The sequence below is a fragment of the Pseudomonas sp. NPDC088885 genome, from assembly GCF_044750025.1.
GTDB lineage: Bacteria > Pseudomonadota > Gammaproteobacteria > Pseudomonadales > Pseudomonadaceae > Aquipseudomonas > Aquipseudomonas rustica.
The window spans coordinates 1-15,966 of the sequence record NZ_JBIVJB010000098.1; the positions used below are offsets into that span (position 1 = coordinate 1).

Here is a 15,966-nt window from a genome sequence, read left to right on the forward strand (position 1 = left end):
AACACACGATGGGGTGCTGAACCATGTCCGCCTTCTTTGCCGAACGCGCGCTGCTGCCTAACGGATGGGCCAACAATGTACGTCTTGAGGTCAGCGCCGAGGGCCTGCTGACCCAAATCCAGGCCGATTCCACCGCAGATGGCGCCGAACGACTGAGCGGGCCGTTGCTGCCGGGGATGCCCAATCTGCACTCCCACGCCTTCCAGCGTGCGATGGCCGGACTGGCCGAAGTGGCCGGCAACCCGAACGACAGTTTCTGGACATGGCGCGATCTGATGTATCGCCTCGTCGGAAAAATCAGCCCGGATCAGCTCGGTGTGATCGCCCGCCAGCTGTACATCGAAATGCTCAAGGCCGGTTACACCTCTGTCGCCGAATTTCATTACGTGCACCACGACAGCAATGGTCAGCCGTACGCCGATCCGGCTGAACTGGCGTTGCGTATCAGTCAGGCGGCGAGTGAAAGCGGCATCGGGCTGACCTTGCTGCCGGTGCTCTACAGCCACTCCGGTTTTGGCGGCCAGACGCCGAATGATGGTCAGCGTCGGTTTATCAACAGCACCGAAAATTACCTGAATCTGCAGTCGCGTTTGCAGCCAATGTTGGCGCAGCAAAAGGCGCAGTCGCTGGGTCTGTGCTTCCACTCATTGCGCGCGGTGACGCCGCAGCAGATCAGCGAAGTGTTGGCGGCCAGCAACAAGCAATGCCCGATTCACATTCACATCGCCGAACAGCAGAAAGAAGTCGATGACTGCCTGAGCTGGAGCGGTCGGCGTCCGCTGCAATGGCTGTACGAGAATGCCGAAGTCGATCAGCGCTGGTGTCTGGTGCATGCCACTCACGCCAATCCGGAAGAGGTCACGCTGATGGCCAAGAGTCGCGCCATCGCCGGGCTGTGCCTGACCACTGAAGCCAACCTGGGCGACGGAATTTTCCCGGCGGTGGATTTCCTCACGCAGGGTGGGCGCATGGGCATCGGTTCCGACAGCCATGTCTCGCTGAGTGTGGTGGAAGAATTGCGTTGGCTGGAATACGGCCAGCGTCTGCGTGATCAGCGGCGGAATCGTTTGTATGGCGCGGATCAGCCGATGGTCGGGCGCACGCTGTATGACGCGGCGCTGGATGGCGGCGCGCAAGCGCTGGGGCAGCCGATTGGTGCGCTGGAGGTTGGCAAACGGGCGGACTGGATTGTGCTCGATGGCAACGATCCGTATCTGGCGACGGCGAACGGAGACGGGATTTTGAATCGCTGGTTGTTTGCCGGAGGGGATCGTCAGGTGCGTGACGTTTTGGTCAATGGCCAGTGGGTTGTGCGTGATGGCCGGCATGCCGGGGAAGAGGACAGCGCCCGCGCGTTCACCCAAGTCCTGCGCGACCTTTTGGGCTGACACAAAACAAAAAATGTGGGAGCGGGCTTGCTCGCGAAGAGGTCGTATCAGTCGACTGAAATGTTGACTGATACACCGCTTTCGCGAGCAAGCCCGCTCCCACATTTGATCTGTGGCGATGCTTAATTCGAGGTCTTGGCCATCTGCCGATCCGACGCTCGCCAGATCAATCGCGTGGTGTCATAGCCCTGCTGACGCGCCTTGCTCAGCAGTTCTTCACGCACCACACCGTTGACGGTCGGCGTGCGCGACAGCAGCCACATGTACTTGCGACTCGGGTCGCCGACGATGGCGGTCTTGTAGTCATCGCTGACGTACAGCACCCAGTATTCGCCTTTCGCCACACCCGGAATCAGACGCGAGAACCAGGTATCGAACTCGACCCATAATTTGTCGGTTTTTCCCGGCACTTGTGGATAAGCCGTGCCCTTCACTTCTTCCCACTGCCATTGCGGGGTCAGGCAGCGATTGAGCACCGCGACATTGCCGTCAGGCTTGAGGGTGTAATGCGCTTCGGATTGCGCGCAGTCGCGCTGGAAGTACATCGGCAAACGCGCCAGCTCATACCAGGTCCCTTGGTAACGCTTGAGATTGACGCTGTTGACGGTCTTCGGCGCCAACGGATCTACGCCGGAAGTGGCGCAGCCGGCCAGTACCAGGCCGGCAAAAAGGACAAGCAATAACCGCTTCATTTTTCTTCTCCGTGGGCGCGAGGCCCCGGTTTACTTCAGGCCTTGGCCGGAAAACATCAGCACTTTGTCACCGGCGTACTGCACGCTGATAAAGCTGTTTTTGTCGCCCCAGGTGCAACTGGACATGCCGAGCGCGCCCGAGCAATCGGTCGGTTTGCCCAACAAGGTCTCCACTTCGGTCTTGGCCATGCCGGCCGAGAGCTTCGAGTAGTTTTCCTGATTGATCTTGCCGCAGGCGGCCAACAGCACGCAGAACGACAAAAGGGCGATAGATCGCAGCGACATGGTGTAACTCCTGGAACGGAAGGGGGATGGCATGGGGCCAACCAGAAGCTTAGAAGAGAAAAGTGGTGTCTGGTTCCCTCCCGAGACGCCTATTTATTGCTCCGCTCGTCTGGCTTTTGCCGATAAATCAGACACTTTGTCGCGCTTTTGAGCATTTCGTCGCAATTCGCAAAAAAGGCCTAATCTTTGGCGCGCCCCGGTCGAAACAAGAGCAGCGCAAAGCCTCCCCGTGTGGCAAATTGCCGCCCTTTCTTGATCAGCCCCTTCGCGGTAGCTCATTCGATGACCAGAAACATGAAATTCAGCCACAAGATTTTGTTGGCTGCCGCCCTCGTGGTGGCCGTTGCGTTCGCCTGTTTCATTTTCTTCAACGACTATCGACAGCGCGAAGCGCTGAGCAGCAGCACCGAAGCGTCGATGCAGGAACTGGGCAGCCTGACCACCAGCAACATCCAGACCTGGCTGGAAAGCCGCATTCAATTGCTGCAATCGATGTCCCAGCAAGTGGTAGTCGACGGCAACGCCCCGGCCAGCCTCAAACGCATCATCGACCTGCCCGCCTACACCGGCAATTTTCAGCTCAGCTACTTCGGTGGTGCCGACGGCGTGATGTTCTCCGTGCCGGCCGGCAACCGCGCGCCGGATTACGACCCACGTGCACGCGGCTGGTATAAAGCGGCGAACAGCGCGCAGCAGACCATCGTCACCGAACCGTACATCGCCGCCTCCTCGGGCAAACTGGTGATCACCGTCGCCACCCCGGTGCAGCGTCAGGGCCAGATGCTCGGCGTCGCCGGTGCCGACATCGACCTGACCAGCGTCAGCGCGATCATCAACTCGCTGAACTTCGGCGGTCACGGTCACGCGTTCATCGTCAGTGCCGACGGCAAGATCCTGATTCACCCGGACAGCAAACTGGTACTCAAGACCCTCGCCGAGGCCTACCCGAACGGTGCGCCGAAAGTCACTCCAGGCCTGAAGGAAGTCGAGTTCGACGGCAAGACCCAGTTGATCTCCTTCACCCACGTCAACGGTGTGCCATCTGCCGACTGGTACGTGGCGCTGGTGCTCGATAAAGACACCGCGTTCGCCATGCTCAGCGAATTCCGCACCTCGGCACTGATCGCCATGGTCATCGCCGTGGTGATCATCATCGCCCTGCTCGGCATGCTCATCCGCGTGTTGATGCAGCCGCTGCTGACCATGGGTCGCGCCATGCATGACATCGCCGAAGGTGAAGGCGATCTGACCAAACGTCTGGTGATCCACGGCAACGATGAATTCGGCGCGCTGGGCACTTCGTTCAACCGTTTTGTTGAGCGCATCCACACCTCGATCCGCGAAGTGTCCTCGGCCACCGGCCAGGTCAACGAAGTCGCCCTGCGCGTAGTCGCGGCGTCGAACTCGTCGATGTACAACTCGGATCAGCAAGCCACCCGCACCAACAGCGTCGCGGCCGCGATCAATCAGCTCGGCGCCGCCGCGCAGGAAATCGCCCAGAACGCCGCGCTCGCCTCGCAGCATTCCAGCGATGCGCGCAGCCTCGCGGTGGACGGTCAGCAGGTGGTGGATAAAACCATTTCGGCCATGCAACAGCTGTCGGCGAAGATCAGCGACTCCTGCGGCAACATCGAAACGCTGAACGCCAACACGGTGAACATTGGCCAGATTCTCGAAGTGATCACCAGCATCTCGCAGCAAACCAACCTGCTCGCACTCAACGCTGCGATCGAAGCGGCGCGTGCCGGTGAAGCCGGTCGTGGTTTTGCCGTGGTTGCCGATGAAGTGCGTAACCTCGCGCACCGCACTCAGGACTCGGCGCAGCAAGTGCAGAAGATGATCGAAGAACTGCAGGTCGGCGCGCGTCAGGCTGTGAGCATCATGACCGAGAGCCAGCGCGAGAGCGAAAGCAGCGTCGGCATCGCCAACCAGGCCGGCGAGCGCTTGGGCAGCGTTACTCAGCGTATTGGTGAAATCGACGGGATGAACCAGTCGGTGGCGACCGCGACTGAAGAGCAGACCGCTGTGGTCGAGTCGATCAATGTCGATATCAACGAGATCAACACGCTGAATCAGGAAGGTGTGGAGAACCTGCAGGCGACGTTGCGGGCTTGCTCGGATCTGGAGCAGCAGGCGGCGCGTCTCAAGCAGTTGGTGGGTAGTTTCAGGATTTAAGGGCTACCACCGGCCTCTTCGCGAGCAAGCCCGCTCCCACAGGGATCTTCGGTGCTCACACAATGTGTGTTACACCACAAAACCCTGTGGGAGCGGGCTTGCTCGCGAAAGCGGCATCAGCTGCAACGAAGATTTAGAACCTGGAACCTGGTTCGGAAAGAAACACCAATTCCTCCACCGTAGACTCCCGCCCCAACACCGCATTGCGATGCGGAAACCGGCCAAACCGCGCGATCACTTTCTGATGCCGTTCGGCATAATCCAGGTTATCGGCAAACACCGCGCGCTGCGCTTCCGGCTGTTCAGCCACCAGTTCGATAAACCGGGAGACCGCCTCGTTTTGCACCGCGAGGTTTTCGCAGTGTTCGAACACCAGATAAATAAACACTCGCTGGATCGGTTTCAGCTGCCGATCAAAATCCGCGGCAATGCCTTGGGCGACGAGTTTCTGCGCGCGCAGATCACCGGAAAACGCTTTGGGGGTGTCGCGAAAGATCATTCGCGGCAATTGATCGAGCAGGAGCACCAGCGCCAGCCAACCTTCGGGACGTTGCGTCCACTCGGTCAATTCGCCGGCCAGGGCCTGATCGACATAGACCCCGAAACGCGTCTGCGCTTCGAGGTCTTGGCTGTCTCGCTTACCGAACCATAACTTGCCCTTGTCAGCCGATATCTCGTCCGGTGATTCGGCGTGTCCGAACCACCAATCGAGCAACGGCTGCCAAGGCGCGGTCATGGTTTATTCCTTGTGGTAAGCCGTAGCGCGTGCGACTTCTTCTTTCGAGCCGAGGAACACCGCTACGCGCTGGTGCAGGCCTTCAGGCTGGATGTCGAGGATGCGCTGGTGACCGTCGGTGGACGCGCCGCCCGCTTGTTCCACGAGGAACGACATCGGGTTGGCTTCGTACATCAGACGCAGTTTGCCTGGCTTGGATGGCTCACGGCTGTCGCGCGGGTACATGAACAGACCGCCACGGGTCAGGATGCGGTGTACGTCGGCAACCATCGCCGCGACCCAACGCATGTTGTAGTTCTTTTTCAGCGGACCTTCTTCACCGGCCAACAGTTCGCCAACGTAACGTTGTACCGGGGCTTCCCAGTGACGCTGGTTGGACATGTTGATGGCGAATTCCTGGGTCGATTCAGGAATGGTGATGTCTTCGTGAGTGAGCACGAAGCTGCCCATTTCGCGATCCAGGGTGAAGCCTTTGACGCCGTCGCCGAGGGTCAGTACCAGCATGGTTTGCGGGCCGTAGATCGCGTAACCGGCGGCAACTTGCTGAGTGCCTGGCTGCAGGAACGCTTTCTCGTTCAGCGGCTCGTTCTGGCTCAGGTATTCGTTCGGGCAACGCAGTACGGAGAAGATGGTGCCGACCGGGGCGTTGATGTCGATGTTCGACGAGCCGTCCAGTGGGTCGAATACCAGCAGGTACGCGCCTTTCGGGTATTTACCCGGGATCTGGTAGGCATTGTCCATTTCTTCGGACGCCATGCCGGCCAGGTGGCCGCCCCATTCGTTGGCTTCGAGCAGGATCTCGTTGGAGATCACGTCGAGTTTCTTCTGCACTTCGCCTTGGACGTTTTCAGTGCCCATGCTGCCCAGAACACCACCCAGGGCGCCTTTGGACACGGCGTGGCTGATTTCTTTGCAAGCACGCGCGACCACTTCGATCAGGAAACGCAGATCGGCAGGAGTGTTATTGCTGCGGGTCTGCTCAATCAAATAGCGACTCAGGGTAACGCGGGACATGGACGGCTCCGGTGGAATGGGGGGCTAAAAACCCGCGCAGTTTACAGGGAGTCTGAAACCGTAGCGAGCGAAGACGCCCGGTAACGTGCGTTGGGGTGTAATTGCCTGCATGAGACGTGATTGTCGGTGGAGAGTTCAGGTAGCGGATTTAGCGTAGTTGGAAATCGGACCGATGTGGCTGGTGGTTGATTGATCAGTTCGGAATATGTATTGGCTGACACGCCGCTTTCGCGAGCAGGCTCGCTCCCACAGGGAATCGGGGGTGACCGCTGAATTGGTGGCCACTGAAGAACCAATGTGGGAGCGAGCCTGCTCGCGAATGGCGCGCAGCGCCAGCCATTCTCAGTTGCTGGTTGGAGGCTTGCGCAACAAACTAAACGCCATCGCCCCCAAAAACACCACACTCAGCAACAACACCGCCCACAACCCGATCTTCTTCCAATTGGTCTCAGCCACCGCCGCCGTCGTGGCCGTCGAAGTCTGCGTCGCCACCACTTCCCCCTGCACCGCAGCCTTACCCAGCCCCGCCAACTTCTCCGGTTTGAAATCCGGAATCAGCGTCGCCAACGGCAGATTCGCCGTTTTCACCGTCGCATTGCCCACCGCCAGACTGTACGGCCCCTCGCCGCGCGCAAGGAAAATCACCTGGGTCGCGCGCACCGCATATTTCAAACTCGGCGCCTGCTCACCCAGACCACCGCCGCGCTCATCCACCATCAACTTCAACTGCTGCACGGTTTGCCCGTAGAGCTGCAATTCATTCTGCACCACATCCTGGCCATTCTGCGTCAGGCGATACAGCAAACCGTTGCTCAGTTCCTGCCACGGCAAGCTGCTTTCGCGGCGCCCGGCCAGTGTCACCGGCGCCAGACTGTTCGGTTGTTTCAGCTCGACCTGCACGCGCTCGACGTTCAGCCCCATGGGCAACTGCCAGCTGTACTCGCCAGCCTTGGTGCTGCTGCCGGACAACGCTTGCGACCAGACCAACGGCAGCGGCACGTTGCGCGGATCGCTGCTTTTCAACTGTGCCGAGGTGATGGTCGGCGCCGAACTCGGCGAATCCCACAACAGGCGCAAATAGCGCGCGGATTGCCCCGGCAACGTCACTTCGTGCTGCTCGATGCGCTCATCGGAAAACGTCAGGCGCGCGACCTGGCCCTCGCCCCACGGCTGCCAGTGCTGCAAGTCATCACTGGCTTCGATGCTGAAACGCTGAAAGCCATCGCGCTCGCTGGTCCAGTCGAGGATCAACTGCTGCAACGGCGCCTTGATCGCGCTGGCATCGAGCAGCCAACCGCGCAGCACTTCCTCGCCCGCCTCCAGCTGACTCGACGGCTGCACTTCGACCAGCGTGCCGTTGGTGGTCGACTGCACGCGCACGTTCGGCACGTGTTCATTCGAATCGGCGGCGTTGTACAGCGGGAACCACTTCACCTCGTGCAACTGACCGTCATCGCGGGTCTGTGCCGATTCGCGCGCCAAGGCGTACGCCTGCGCTTCGCCGGCGGCGTTGAACACGCGCAGGTCACTGAGATCGGTCTGGCGCGCCTGCAATTGCACATTCAGCGGCAGTTCGAGGCGATACCACGGCCCGTCGCCGCTGACCGACAGCGGCACTTGCGTGGCGAAGTCCGCCGGTTTTTCCTGGGCGCCGGCAGCCATCACCACACCCAACGCCAACCAACCCAGATTCAGCATGCGACTCAAGATGAAACTCCTTCGGTGTCCGGGGCCGGTTTGTCCGCCGCCGGGTCAGCGTCGACGCGTTTGGGCGGCAGCGGCGCGAAATAGCCGACCACCAGCAGCAACACGCCCACGCCGATAAACGAGACGATCCGGGCGAGGCCGCCACGGTTGCTCAATTCGACAAAAATCAGTTTGGCCACGACCAGCGCAATCAGCGCCGCGCCGATCAGCCACACTTCGCGACGATGACGCAGATGCCCGCCGATCATCAGCCCCAGCGCCATCAGCGTCCAGACGATGGACAAGCCCGCCTGCACCAGCATCGAAGCGAGCAGCGTATCCAGCTCGAACGGAATTCCCGCCCAATGGTGCGCGGCGCGGGTGACCAACGCCGTGCAGAAGGCGAACAGCGAAACCCCGGCGATCAATTGCGTCGCGTATTCGGCGTAGTCCTGACGAATCGACACCTGCGAAACCGCACTGCGCGACCACACATAAACGCCGAACAGCGCGAACAGCAAACCCAACTCCAACGGGTTGAGCAGCGGCACGTACGGCAACGGTTCGGCATTGCCATCGCTGACGCCATTCGCCAGCCAGAACCACGCGAGCATCAGCACCGCCAACGGCGCAGCGGCGTACAAGCGGTACTCGCGGGCAAACGCTGCGACCGGCCACGGCCAGGCGCGCGGTGCCGCCGCCATCAGCAGATACAGGCTCGGCAGAATCGCCCAGCCCAACCAGCGCCAGGCGTTGTATTGCTCGGACAACAACAGCAGGCCGAAGCGCAATTCCAGCGCCAGTGCGCCGATCAATAGCCAGCAGCCGAGCACATGCGCGGTGCTCAAAGCGCGCGCCGGCAACATCGGCGCCAAGCGGCGCAGACTGAAGAAATGCACGGCGAACACTGCCGACCACGCCAGCCAACCGAAATCGGCCGCCGGGTGATAACGCGAATGCCAGGCAGCGAGCAACACCAGCCCCGCCGCCGGAATCAGCAAGGTGCAAAGCAAACCCAGCGCCGGCCATTTCAGGCGCAGCGACAACACCGTCCACAACGCCACGCTCACCGCTGCAACCAACAGCAGCAACGTGCCTTGCAGATTCGGCGTAGCAAAACGCAGCACTTCACTGACCCACGCCAGCACCCACCAACCCGCGCCCCACACCAGCAAAACTTCGGACAAACGCTGCACACTCAACGCATCGAACGCCGAAGCGTGATTGCCCAGTTGCAGGCGCCACGCACCGATCATCGCGGCCAGCCCCAGCACCAGCGGCGTCCAGAATCCGCCGTGGGCCAGCGGTTTCAGTCCTTCGCTGGACAGCGGCCCGAGCAGTTCCGGGCCTGCGAACAGAAACGCCGCGCCACCAATCAACTGCAATAAAAGACCGAAGACAAAACTCACGCGCTGCTTGAGGTACAGGCTCAGCCAGATGATCAACAAACCACTCGCGGCCCACACCGCGCTCGCGGTTTGCCACGGCAGCACGAACAGCACCGCCAGATTGATCAGCACCAGACCGGCCAACAACACCACCGACAAACCACGCAGCAGGCGCACATCGCTACGCACCATTTCATCGCGAGCCGCCAACAGCATGCCGGCGATCAACGCCAGACCAATCAGCGAAGCACTGAGCAAACCGCTCCAACCGGCGCTGAACACCGCCGCTGAATCCTCGCCCGCGCCTTGCAGACGCAAGAGGAACAACGCGCCGCCGAGCAATTGCACGGCAAACGCGGTGAACAGGAACGTGCGCGACTGAATCCGCAGGCCGACGAACAACGTCACCAACCCGGCCAGCGCCCAACTGATCGCCGTGCCCTGCGTGAAGAAAAACAGCGGCGCCAGCAGGTAGAGGAAGGTCAGGCCCAGACAGGCCAACACTGGCAGGCCTTGGCGCTCCCATGGCGAAGCCTGCTCCGCCGAGGCCTTGCGCAGTTGATAAAAGCTGAACAGCAAAGCGCTGCCGAGCATCAACGCGCCGAGCGGAGCACCGTCGAGCAGGCTGCTTTCGCCAACCCGCAACTGACTGAGAAACGCCAGCGCCGAGCCCAGTTGCAGCAGCAACGCGAACGCCCGCGCGAACGGTCGATGCTGACGCAAACCGAGCCAGAAAATCCCCGCACCTTCCACGGCCCACGCCGCCGAGGTCCAGCGCGCATCCAGCCCCAGCGGAATCGCCAGACTGGCGAAAATCACCCCGAGTGCCAGACAGGTTTCGCCCAGCAACGCCGCGCGGCCACCCATCAACACCTTGGCCAGCGCCATGTAAATCATGCCGAGCGCCAGCGCGCTGAACGCGGCGGCGAACTCCAGATGCTGCACCAACGCAAACTGCAAACCGAAACCAATGATCGGCGGGCCGAACAGCATCGTCCCGTCGACGTAATCGCCCTTGCGCGCCGACCAGTGCAGCAAGGCATCACGGTCGCCGTCCGCAGGGGCATCGGGCATATCAAGCAATTTGCGTCGGGCAAACAACAGGCCGATGCCGAGGTACATCAGGAAGAACAGAATCAGAAACGGCTCGGTGCTCCACAACAGCTCCGGCGCATACGAACGCAAGCCCCAGGCGAAACCGATGCCGAAGGTGCCGACGAAGCCGATCAGGTTGAGCAGCCGCCAGGCCTTGAACCAGGCGATGGCGAGAATACCGGCGTTGAGCAACGCGAAATAACTGAACAGCGCGACATGGTTACCGGCGCCGGTCGAGGTCAGGATCGGCGCGGCGAAACCGCCCAATGCGGCTACGGCAGCCAGGCCCAGCGCATCCTGGGTGATCGCCAGAATCGCCGAGAACACCGTGACCGCGACCAGCAATCCAAGCGCGGCAGAAGGATCGAGCAGCGGATGCAGACGCATCGCCGCAAATACCGTCAGGTACAACACCGCGATCCCGGTGCCTTGCAGCATCAATGCGTAATTACTGTTGCGATTGCGTAGCCACCAGCCCAGCGCGAGCAAGCCCAGCGCGGCGGCTGCGACACCGGCGTAACGCAACTCGATCGGCACGACCATGCCTTCGGTGGCGTAACGCAGCAGGAACGCCAAGCCGAAAAACAGCAACACCACGCCCACGCGCAGCACGGTGTTGCCGCCGAACAGCCAATTGCGCGCAGCACTGATGCCGCGCTCGATAAGGTTCGGGCCACGGGGTTCGGCGGGTTTTTGTGGTTCAGGAGTAACGGCGTCGAGATTCCAGACATCGGCAGGCAGCGGTTGGCTGGTTTCGCTGGCGACGGCGGAAATCGGTTCGAGTTCGGGGGGCAGTTCCCAGACCAATTCAGGGGCTGGGGCTTCTTCGACGGTTTTGATGGGGTCTGCGACTGGCTCGGCAACCGGTGCTGCACTCGGTGATGGTGCGGCACGAACCGGCGCGCCTTCCAGCAGGAACAGCCGCTGCTCAACGCCCTGTAACGCGACTTTAGCCTGTTCAAGTTGCTGCTGTTGCTCAGCCGCTTGCGAGCCAAGCCGAGCAATGCGCAGCGTCTGCCCGATCACCAGCCCCAGCAACGCGCCCAACAGCGCATCACTGAACGACTCGTCGAGCAGCCAGCCGAGCACCAGCCCGATCAACATGAACATCCATTGCATGGTCGATATCCCTAAGCAGCCCCAAGACGGGGCGAGTCCGGCGATTGCTTCAGTCTAGGCACAAACCCTGTGGGAGCGAGCCTGCTCGCGAAAGCGGTTTGTCAGGCAACATTTCTGTTTAACCTGACTACCGCTTCGCGAGCAGGCTCGCTCCCACATTGGATCGGTGGTGACTAGAGCAGCCGGTAACCGGCGCTCAGTATATCGATGCGGCCCAACAAACGTTGGGACTTGCGTAGATTTGTTGCGGAAAATTACTCCAGTGCTTTCCAGATCTCCGTGGCGTACTCACGAATCGTCCGGTCTGACGAGAACCAGCCCATCCGCGCCGTGTTGAGCACCGCCGAACGCCACCAGTTGTTGCTGTCGTGCCAATGCGCTTCGACGCGTTTCTGCGCTTCCCAGTACGAGTCGAAATCGGCGCAGACCAGGAAGCGGTCGTAATCCACCAGCGAGTCGATCAACCCGGTGTAGCGCGAAGTATCGTCCGGCGAGAACACCCCACTGCGGATCGCTTGCAACACATCGTTCAAACGATGCGACGCGGCGATGTCCGGCAAGGCGCTGAACTCGTGGTTCTGTTTACGCGCCTCCACCTGCTGGGCGCTGAGACCGAAGATGAACATGTGCTCGGCACCAATGCGCTCGCACATTTCCACGTTGGCGCCGTCCAGCGTGCCGATGGTCAGCGCGCCGTTGAGGCCGAACTTCATGTTGCTGGTGCCCGACGCCTCGAAACCGGCAGTGGAAATCTGCTCGGACAAGTCCGCGGCCGGAATGATGCTCTCCGCCAGGCTGACGTTGTAGTTGGGCAGGAACACCACTTTCAGCAGGCCACGCACCGTCGGATCGTTATTCACCACCCGGGCGATGTCGTTGGTCAGTTTGATGATCAGTTTGGCCTGGTGATAACTCGCCGCCGCTTTACCGGCGAAGATTTTCACCCGTGGCACCCAGTCGACTTCCGGCTCGGCGCGAATCGCCTGATACAACGCCACGGTGTGCAGCAGGTTGAGCAACTGGCGTTTGTATTCGTGGATCCGTTTGACCTGCACGTCGAACATCGCCGCCGGATTGACGGCAATGCCCAAGCGTTCATGAATCAGATAAGCCAGCGCTTTTTTGCTGTGCAGGCGCTGTTCGGCGAAAGCTTTGCGGAACGCAGGCTTCTCGGCGAACGGTTCAAGATCGAGCAAGCGCTCTTCCGCGTTATCCAGCAGATCCGGGCCCAATGCGTCGACCAGCATCGAGGTCAGTTCCGAGTTGGCCTGATACAGCCAGCGGCGGAAAGTAATGCCGTTGGTTTTGTTGTTGATCCGCTCCGGGTAGAGCTTGTGCAGTTCGGCGAACACGGTTTTACGCATCAGCTGCGTGTGCAATCCGGATACACCGTTGACGCTGTGCGAACCGAGGAACGCGAGGTTGCCCATGCGCACGCGGCGACCGTTGTCTTCTTCGATCAGCGACACCGCGCGCAGCACGTCGAAATCGTGTATGCCCTTGGCGCGCAGCGAATCGATGTGCTGCGCGTTGATCAGGTAAATGATCTGCATGTGTCGCGGCAGCATGCGCTCCATCAACCCCACCGGCCAGGTTTCCAGGGCTTCCGGCAGCAACGTGTGGTTGGTGTACGACAGCGTGTCGACGGTGACTTGCCACGCCGCATCCCACGCCACGTCGTAGACGTCGACCAATTGGCGCATCAGTTCGGCGACCGCAATCGAAGGGTGGGTGTCGTTGAGCTGGATCGCCGCGTGATCACCGAGGGTCAGCACTGAGGTGTGCATGTTGCGATGACGGCGCAGCAGATCCTGCAGCGAAGCGGCGACGAAGAAATATTCCTGACGCAGGCGCAGCTCTTGCCCTGCTTCAGTGCTGTCCGCCGGGTAGAGCACGCGGGAGATACTTTCCGCGCGGGCGACTTCGGCGACCGCGCCCAAATGGTCACCGGCGTTGAAGCGCTCAAGGTGCAAATCTTCCATGGCGCGCGCACGCCACAGACGCAAGGTGTTGACGCTCGCCCCGCGCCAGCCGACCACCGGCGTGTCATAGGCAATGGCGCGCACGGTTTCCGCCGGCGACCAGACTTGTTTGGATTTGCCGGAAACGTCGGTGACCGTTTCGACGCTGCCACCGAAGCCGATGGAGTACACAACCTCTGGCCGTTCAAACTCCCACGGGTTACCGAAATCCAGCCAGTGCTCGGTCTGTTCCTGCTGCCAGCCGTCGACGATGGCCTGGCGGAACAAGCCGTGTTCATAGCGAATGCCGTAGCCGTGGCCGGCGATGCCGAGGGTCGACATACTTTCCATGAAGCACGCTGCCAGACGACCGAGGCCGCCGTTGCCGAGCGCCGCGTCAGGCTCGAGCAAGCGGATGCGTTCCAGATCCACGCCGAGTTCGGTCAGCGCTTCACGGGCGACGTCGAGCAAGCCGAGGTTGCTGAGGCTGTCGTAGAGCAAACGGCCGATAAGGAATTCCAGCGAGAGGTAATACACCCGCTTCTGGCCTTTGCGATAAATCTGCCGGGTGTGGTCCATCCAGTGTTCGACCATGTGATCGCGCGCAGCCAAAGCGATGGCTTCGAACCAGTCATGGTCGAAGGCGTGATCGGGGTCTTTGCCCACGGCATAGGTGAGCTTGGTCAGGACGGCATCGCGGAATGCGGCCACCTCTGCTTCGCGAACTAGTGGTTCTTGAGTCATCGATAGGACCTCGAGCGAGCTGGGAATTGTCTGAGCCTAGACGGTCTGACCGACGGTCGAAGCTCTGGTTCGGCAGTATTTCCTGAGACTGTGAGCTGGCCCGGCATTACCCTGGCGGATGGGCTAATGAATGCAGGGGCCGTGCCGAATTCTCCGGCAAAGTGCCTGCATGCAGAAAAAATCTGGCGAAAGGTTGTTCAAAAATCCACCAGTCCCGGTATGATCGCGCGCCCTGATGCACACACGCCTGGTAACTCCCGATGATGAAGCCCAACCTGATTGCCGCCGCCGAGATCGATCGTCTCGATACGTGGGCAAAATACTCAGCCCCGATGTGCGGTTCCTGCATATCCAGCTGCTGCACGCTGCCGGTTGAGGTGAAGATCAAGGATCTGGTGCGCATCGGCGTGGTCGACGAGTTCGAACTGGGCGACCCGCCGAAGAACATCGCCAAGCGTTTGCAAAAGGAAGGCCTGGTCGAGCGTTTCAATCAGAAGTCCGGGATCTTCACCCTGCAGCGCATGAGCAACAACGATTGCTACTACCTGGATCGTAAGAGCCGCCTGTGCACCATTTATGACAAGCGCCCGGACACCTGCCGCAATCACCCGAAGATCGGGCCACGGCCGGGGTATTGCGCGTACAAGCCGAAGGAAGTGGTGCGCGAGCAGAATTTTCGCGCGATCGAGAAGTTTTGATCTGACCTGAGAATTTCGGCGGCTGATCGGCCGCCTTCGCGAGCAAGCTTTGCTCCTACAAGGGATCGCTGATGCTTGTAGGAGCAAAGCTTGCTCGCGAAGGGGCCAGTACAAACACCACTAAAATCCCGGACAAACAAAAACGCCCCCGGTCTCGCGACCGGGGGCGTTTTCATTCAGCCTGAACTAATGACTCAGTTTTTGGCTTTCTTGGCAGCGCGGGTACGCTCGCTTTCGTCCAGGATCTTCTTGCGAAGACGGATGGACTTAGGAGTTACTTCGCACAGCTCGTCTTCCTGGATGTATTCCAGAGCCTGTTCCAGAGTGAAGCGAACAGGTGGAACCAGAGCGATGGTTTCGTCTTTACCCGAAGCACGCATGTTGTCGAGCTTCTTGCCCTTGGTAGGGTTAACGCCCAGGTCGTTGTCACGGCTGTTCTGACCAACGATTTGACCGTTGTAGATCTCTTGACCGTGTTCTACGAACAGCTTGCCACGAGCCTGCAGGGTTTCCAGCGAGTAGGTCAGTGCCTTACCGGTTTCAACCGAAACCAGAACGCCGTTCTGACGGCCGGACATGTGGCCCGACTTGACGGTGTCGTAACGATCGAAGATCGAGGTCAGGATGCCAGCACCGTTGGTCAGGGTCAGGAACTGGTTACGGAAACCGATCAGACCGCGAGCAGGGATGTTGTATTCCAGACGAACACGGCCCTTACCATCCGGAACCATGTTGGTCAGGTCGCCTTTACGCAGACCCATCTCTTCCATGACCTTGCCCTGCGAATCTTCAGGGATGTCGATGGTTACGTTTTCGAACGGTTCTTGTTTAACGCCATTCACTTCACGAATGATTACTTCCGGACGGCCCAGGGCCAGCTCGAAGCCTTCGCGACGCATGGTTTCGATCAGTACCGAGAGGTGCAGCTCACCACGGCCGGAAACCTTGAACTTGTCAGCCGAGTCGCCTTCTTCAACGCGCAGTG

10 protein-coding genes and 2 pseudogenes are annotated in these 15,966 nt (G+C 60.4%); 4 read left to right on the plus strand and 8 right to left on the minus strand.

Annotated elements, in window-relative coordinates; genetic code table 11:
• Positions 1 to 23 precede the first annotated feature (23 nt).
• On the plus strand, positions 24 to 1,388 hold the full coding sequence (locus ACIP1X_RS24360; RefSeq protein ID WP_400755502.1) for a formimidoylglutamate deiminase: 1,365 nt from the start codon (positions 24 to 26) through the stop codon (positions 1,386 to 1,388).
• 122 nt (positions 1,389 to 1,510) lie between these two features.
• Here ACIP1X_RS24360 and ACIP1X_RS24365 read toward each other — a convergent pair whose 3' ends face one another.
• Together ACIP1X_RS24365 and ACIP1X_RS24370 are read right to left on the minus strand one after the other, a co-directional pair.
• Positions 1,511 to 2,080, minus strand: coding sequence for a lipocalin family protein (locus tag ACIP1X_RS24365; protein ID WP_159811596.1), 570 nt, complete (start codon positions 2,078 to 2,080; stop codon positions 1,511 to 1,513).
• Between the two features lie 30 nt (positions 2,081 to 2,110).
• A complete protein-coding gene (locus ACIP1X_RS24370; protein ID WP_053116610.1) occupies positions 2,111 to 2,365 on the minus strand; it encodes a hypothetical protein in 255 nt (84 codons plus the stop codon).
• Positions 2,366 to 2,659: 294 nt separating this feature from the next.
• Here ACIP1X_RS24370 and ACIP1X_RS24375 point away from each other — a divergent pair.
• Positions 2,660 to 3,682, plus strand: a pseudogene (locus ACIP1X_RS24375) (cache domain-containing protein); the annotation flags it as partial.
• 93 nt (positions 3,683 to 3,775) lie between these two features.
• The gene (locus tag ACIP1X_RS24380) at positions 3,776 to 4,540 is read left to right on the plus strand and encodes a methyl-accepting chemotaxis protein (protein WP_371262350.1); all 765 of its coding nucleotides are present in this window, start codon (positions 3,776 to 3,778) and stop codon (positions 4,538 to 4,540) included.
• Positions 4,541 to 4,673: 133 nt separating this feature from the next.
• Here ACIP1X_RS24380 and ACIP1X_RS24385 read toward each other — a convergent pair whose 3' ends face one another.
• From ACIP1X_RS24385 to ACIP1X_RS24405, 5 genes are all read right to left on the minus strand, one after another.
• Complete coding sequence (locus tag ACIP1X_RS24385) at positions 4,674 to 5,276, minus strand: DUF924 family protein (RefSeq protein ID WP_400755503.1); 603 nt, start codon at positions 5,274 to 5,276, stop codon at positions 4,674 to 4,676.
• A 3-nt stretch (positions 5,277 to 5,279) separates the two neighbouring features.
• Positions 5,280 to 6,290 (minus strand): class 1 fructose-bisphosphatase, encoded by a 1,011-nt coding sequence (locus ACIP1X_RS24390; RefSeq protein ID WP_007909265.1) that lies wholly within the window; start codon positions 6,288 to 6,290, stop codon positions 5,280 to 5,282.
• 342 nt (positions 6,291 to 6,632) lie between these two features.
• Entirely contained in the window at positions 6,633 to 7,997 is a 1,365-nt protein-coding gene (locus ACIP1X_RS24395) for a DUF3999 domain-containing protein (protein ID WP_400755505.1), read from the minus strand.
• Positions 7,994 to 11,578, minus strand: a complete 3,585-nt coding sequence (locus ACIP1X_RS24400; protein WP_400755506.1) for a DUF2339 domain-containing protein — start codon at positions 11,576 to 11,578, stop codon at positions 7,994 to 7,996. Before ACIP1X_RS24400 ends, ACIP1X_RS24395 begins: the two co-directional genes overlap by 4 nt.
• Positions 11,579 to 11,832: 254 nt before the next feature.
• Positions 11,833 to 14,283 carry a glycogen/starch/alpha-glucan phosphorylase gene (locus ACIP1X_RS24405; protein WP_212549948.1) on the minus strand — a complete coding sequence of 817 codons (2,451 nt, stop codon included), beginning with the start codon at positions 14,281 to 14,283 and terminating at the stop codon, positions 11,833 to 11,835.
• A 260-nt stretch (positions 14,284 to 14,543) separates the two neighbouring features.
• Here ACIP1X_RS24405 and ACIP1X_RS24410 point away from each other — a divergent pair, with 260 nt between their 5' ends.
• Positions 14,544 to 14,981 (plus strand): YkgJ family cysteine cluster protein, encoded by a 438-nt coding sequence (locus tag ACIP1X_RS24410; RefSeq protein ID WP_008080573.1) that lies wholly within the window; start codon positions 14,544 to 14,546, stop codon positions 14,979 to 14,981.
• A gap of 194 nt (positions 14,982 to 15,175) precedes the next feature.
• On the opposite strand, the pseudogene ACIP1X_RS24415 reads toward ACIP1X_RS24410, so the two are convergent.
• A pseudogene (locus tag ACIP1X_RS24415) lies at positions 15,176 to 15,966 on the minus strand (translational GTPase TypA); the annotation flags it as partial.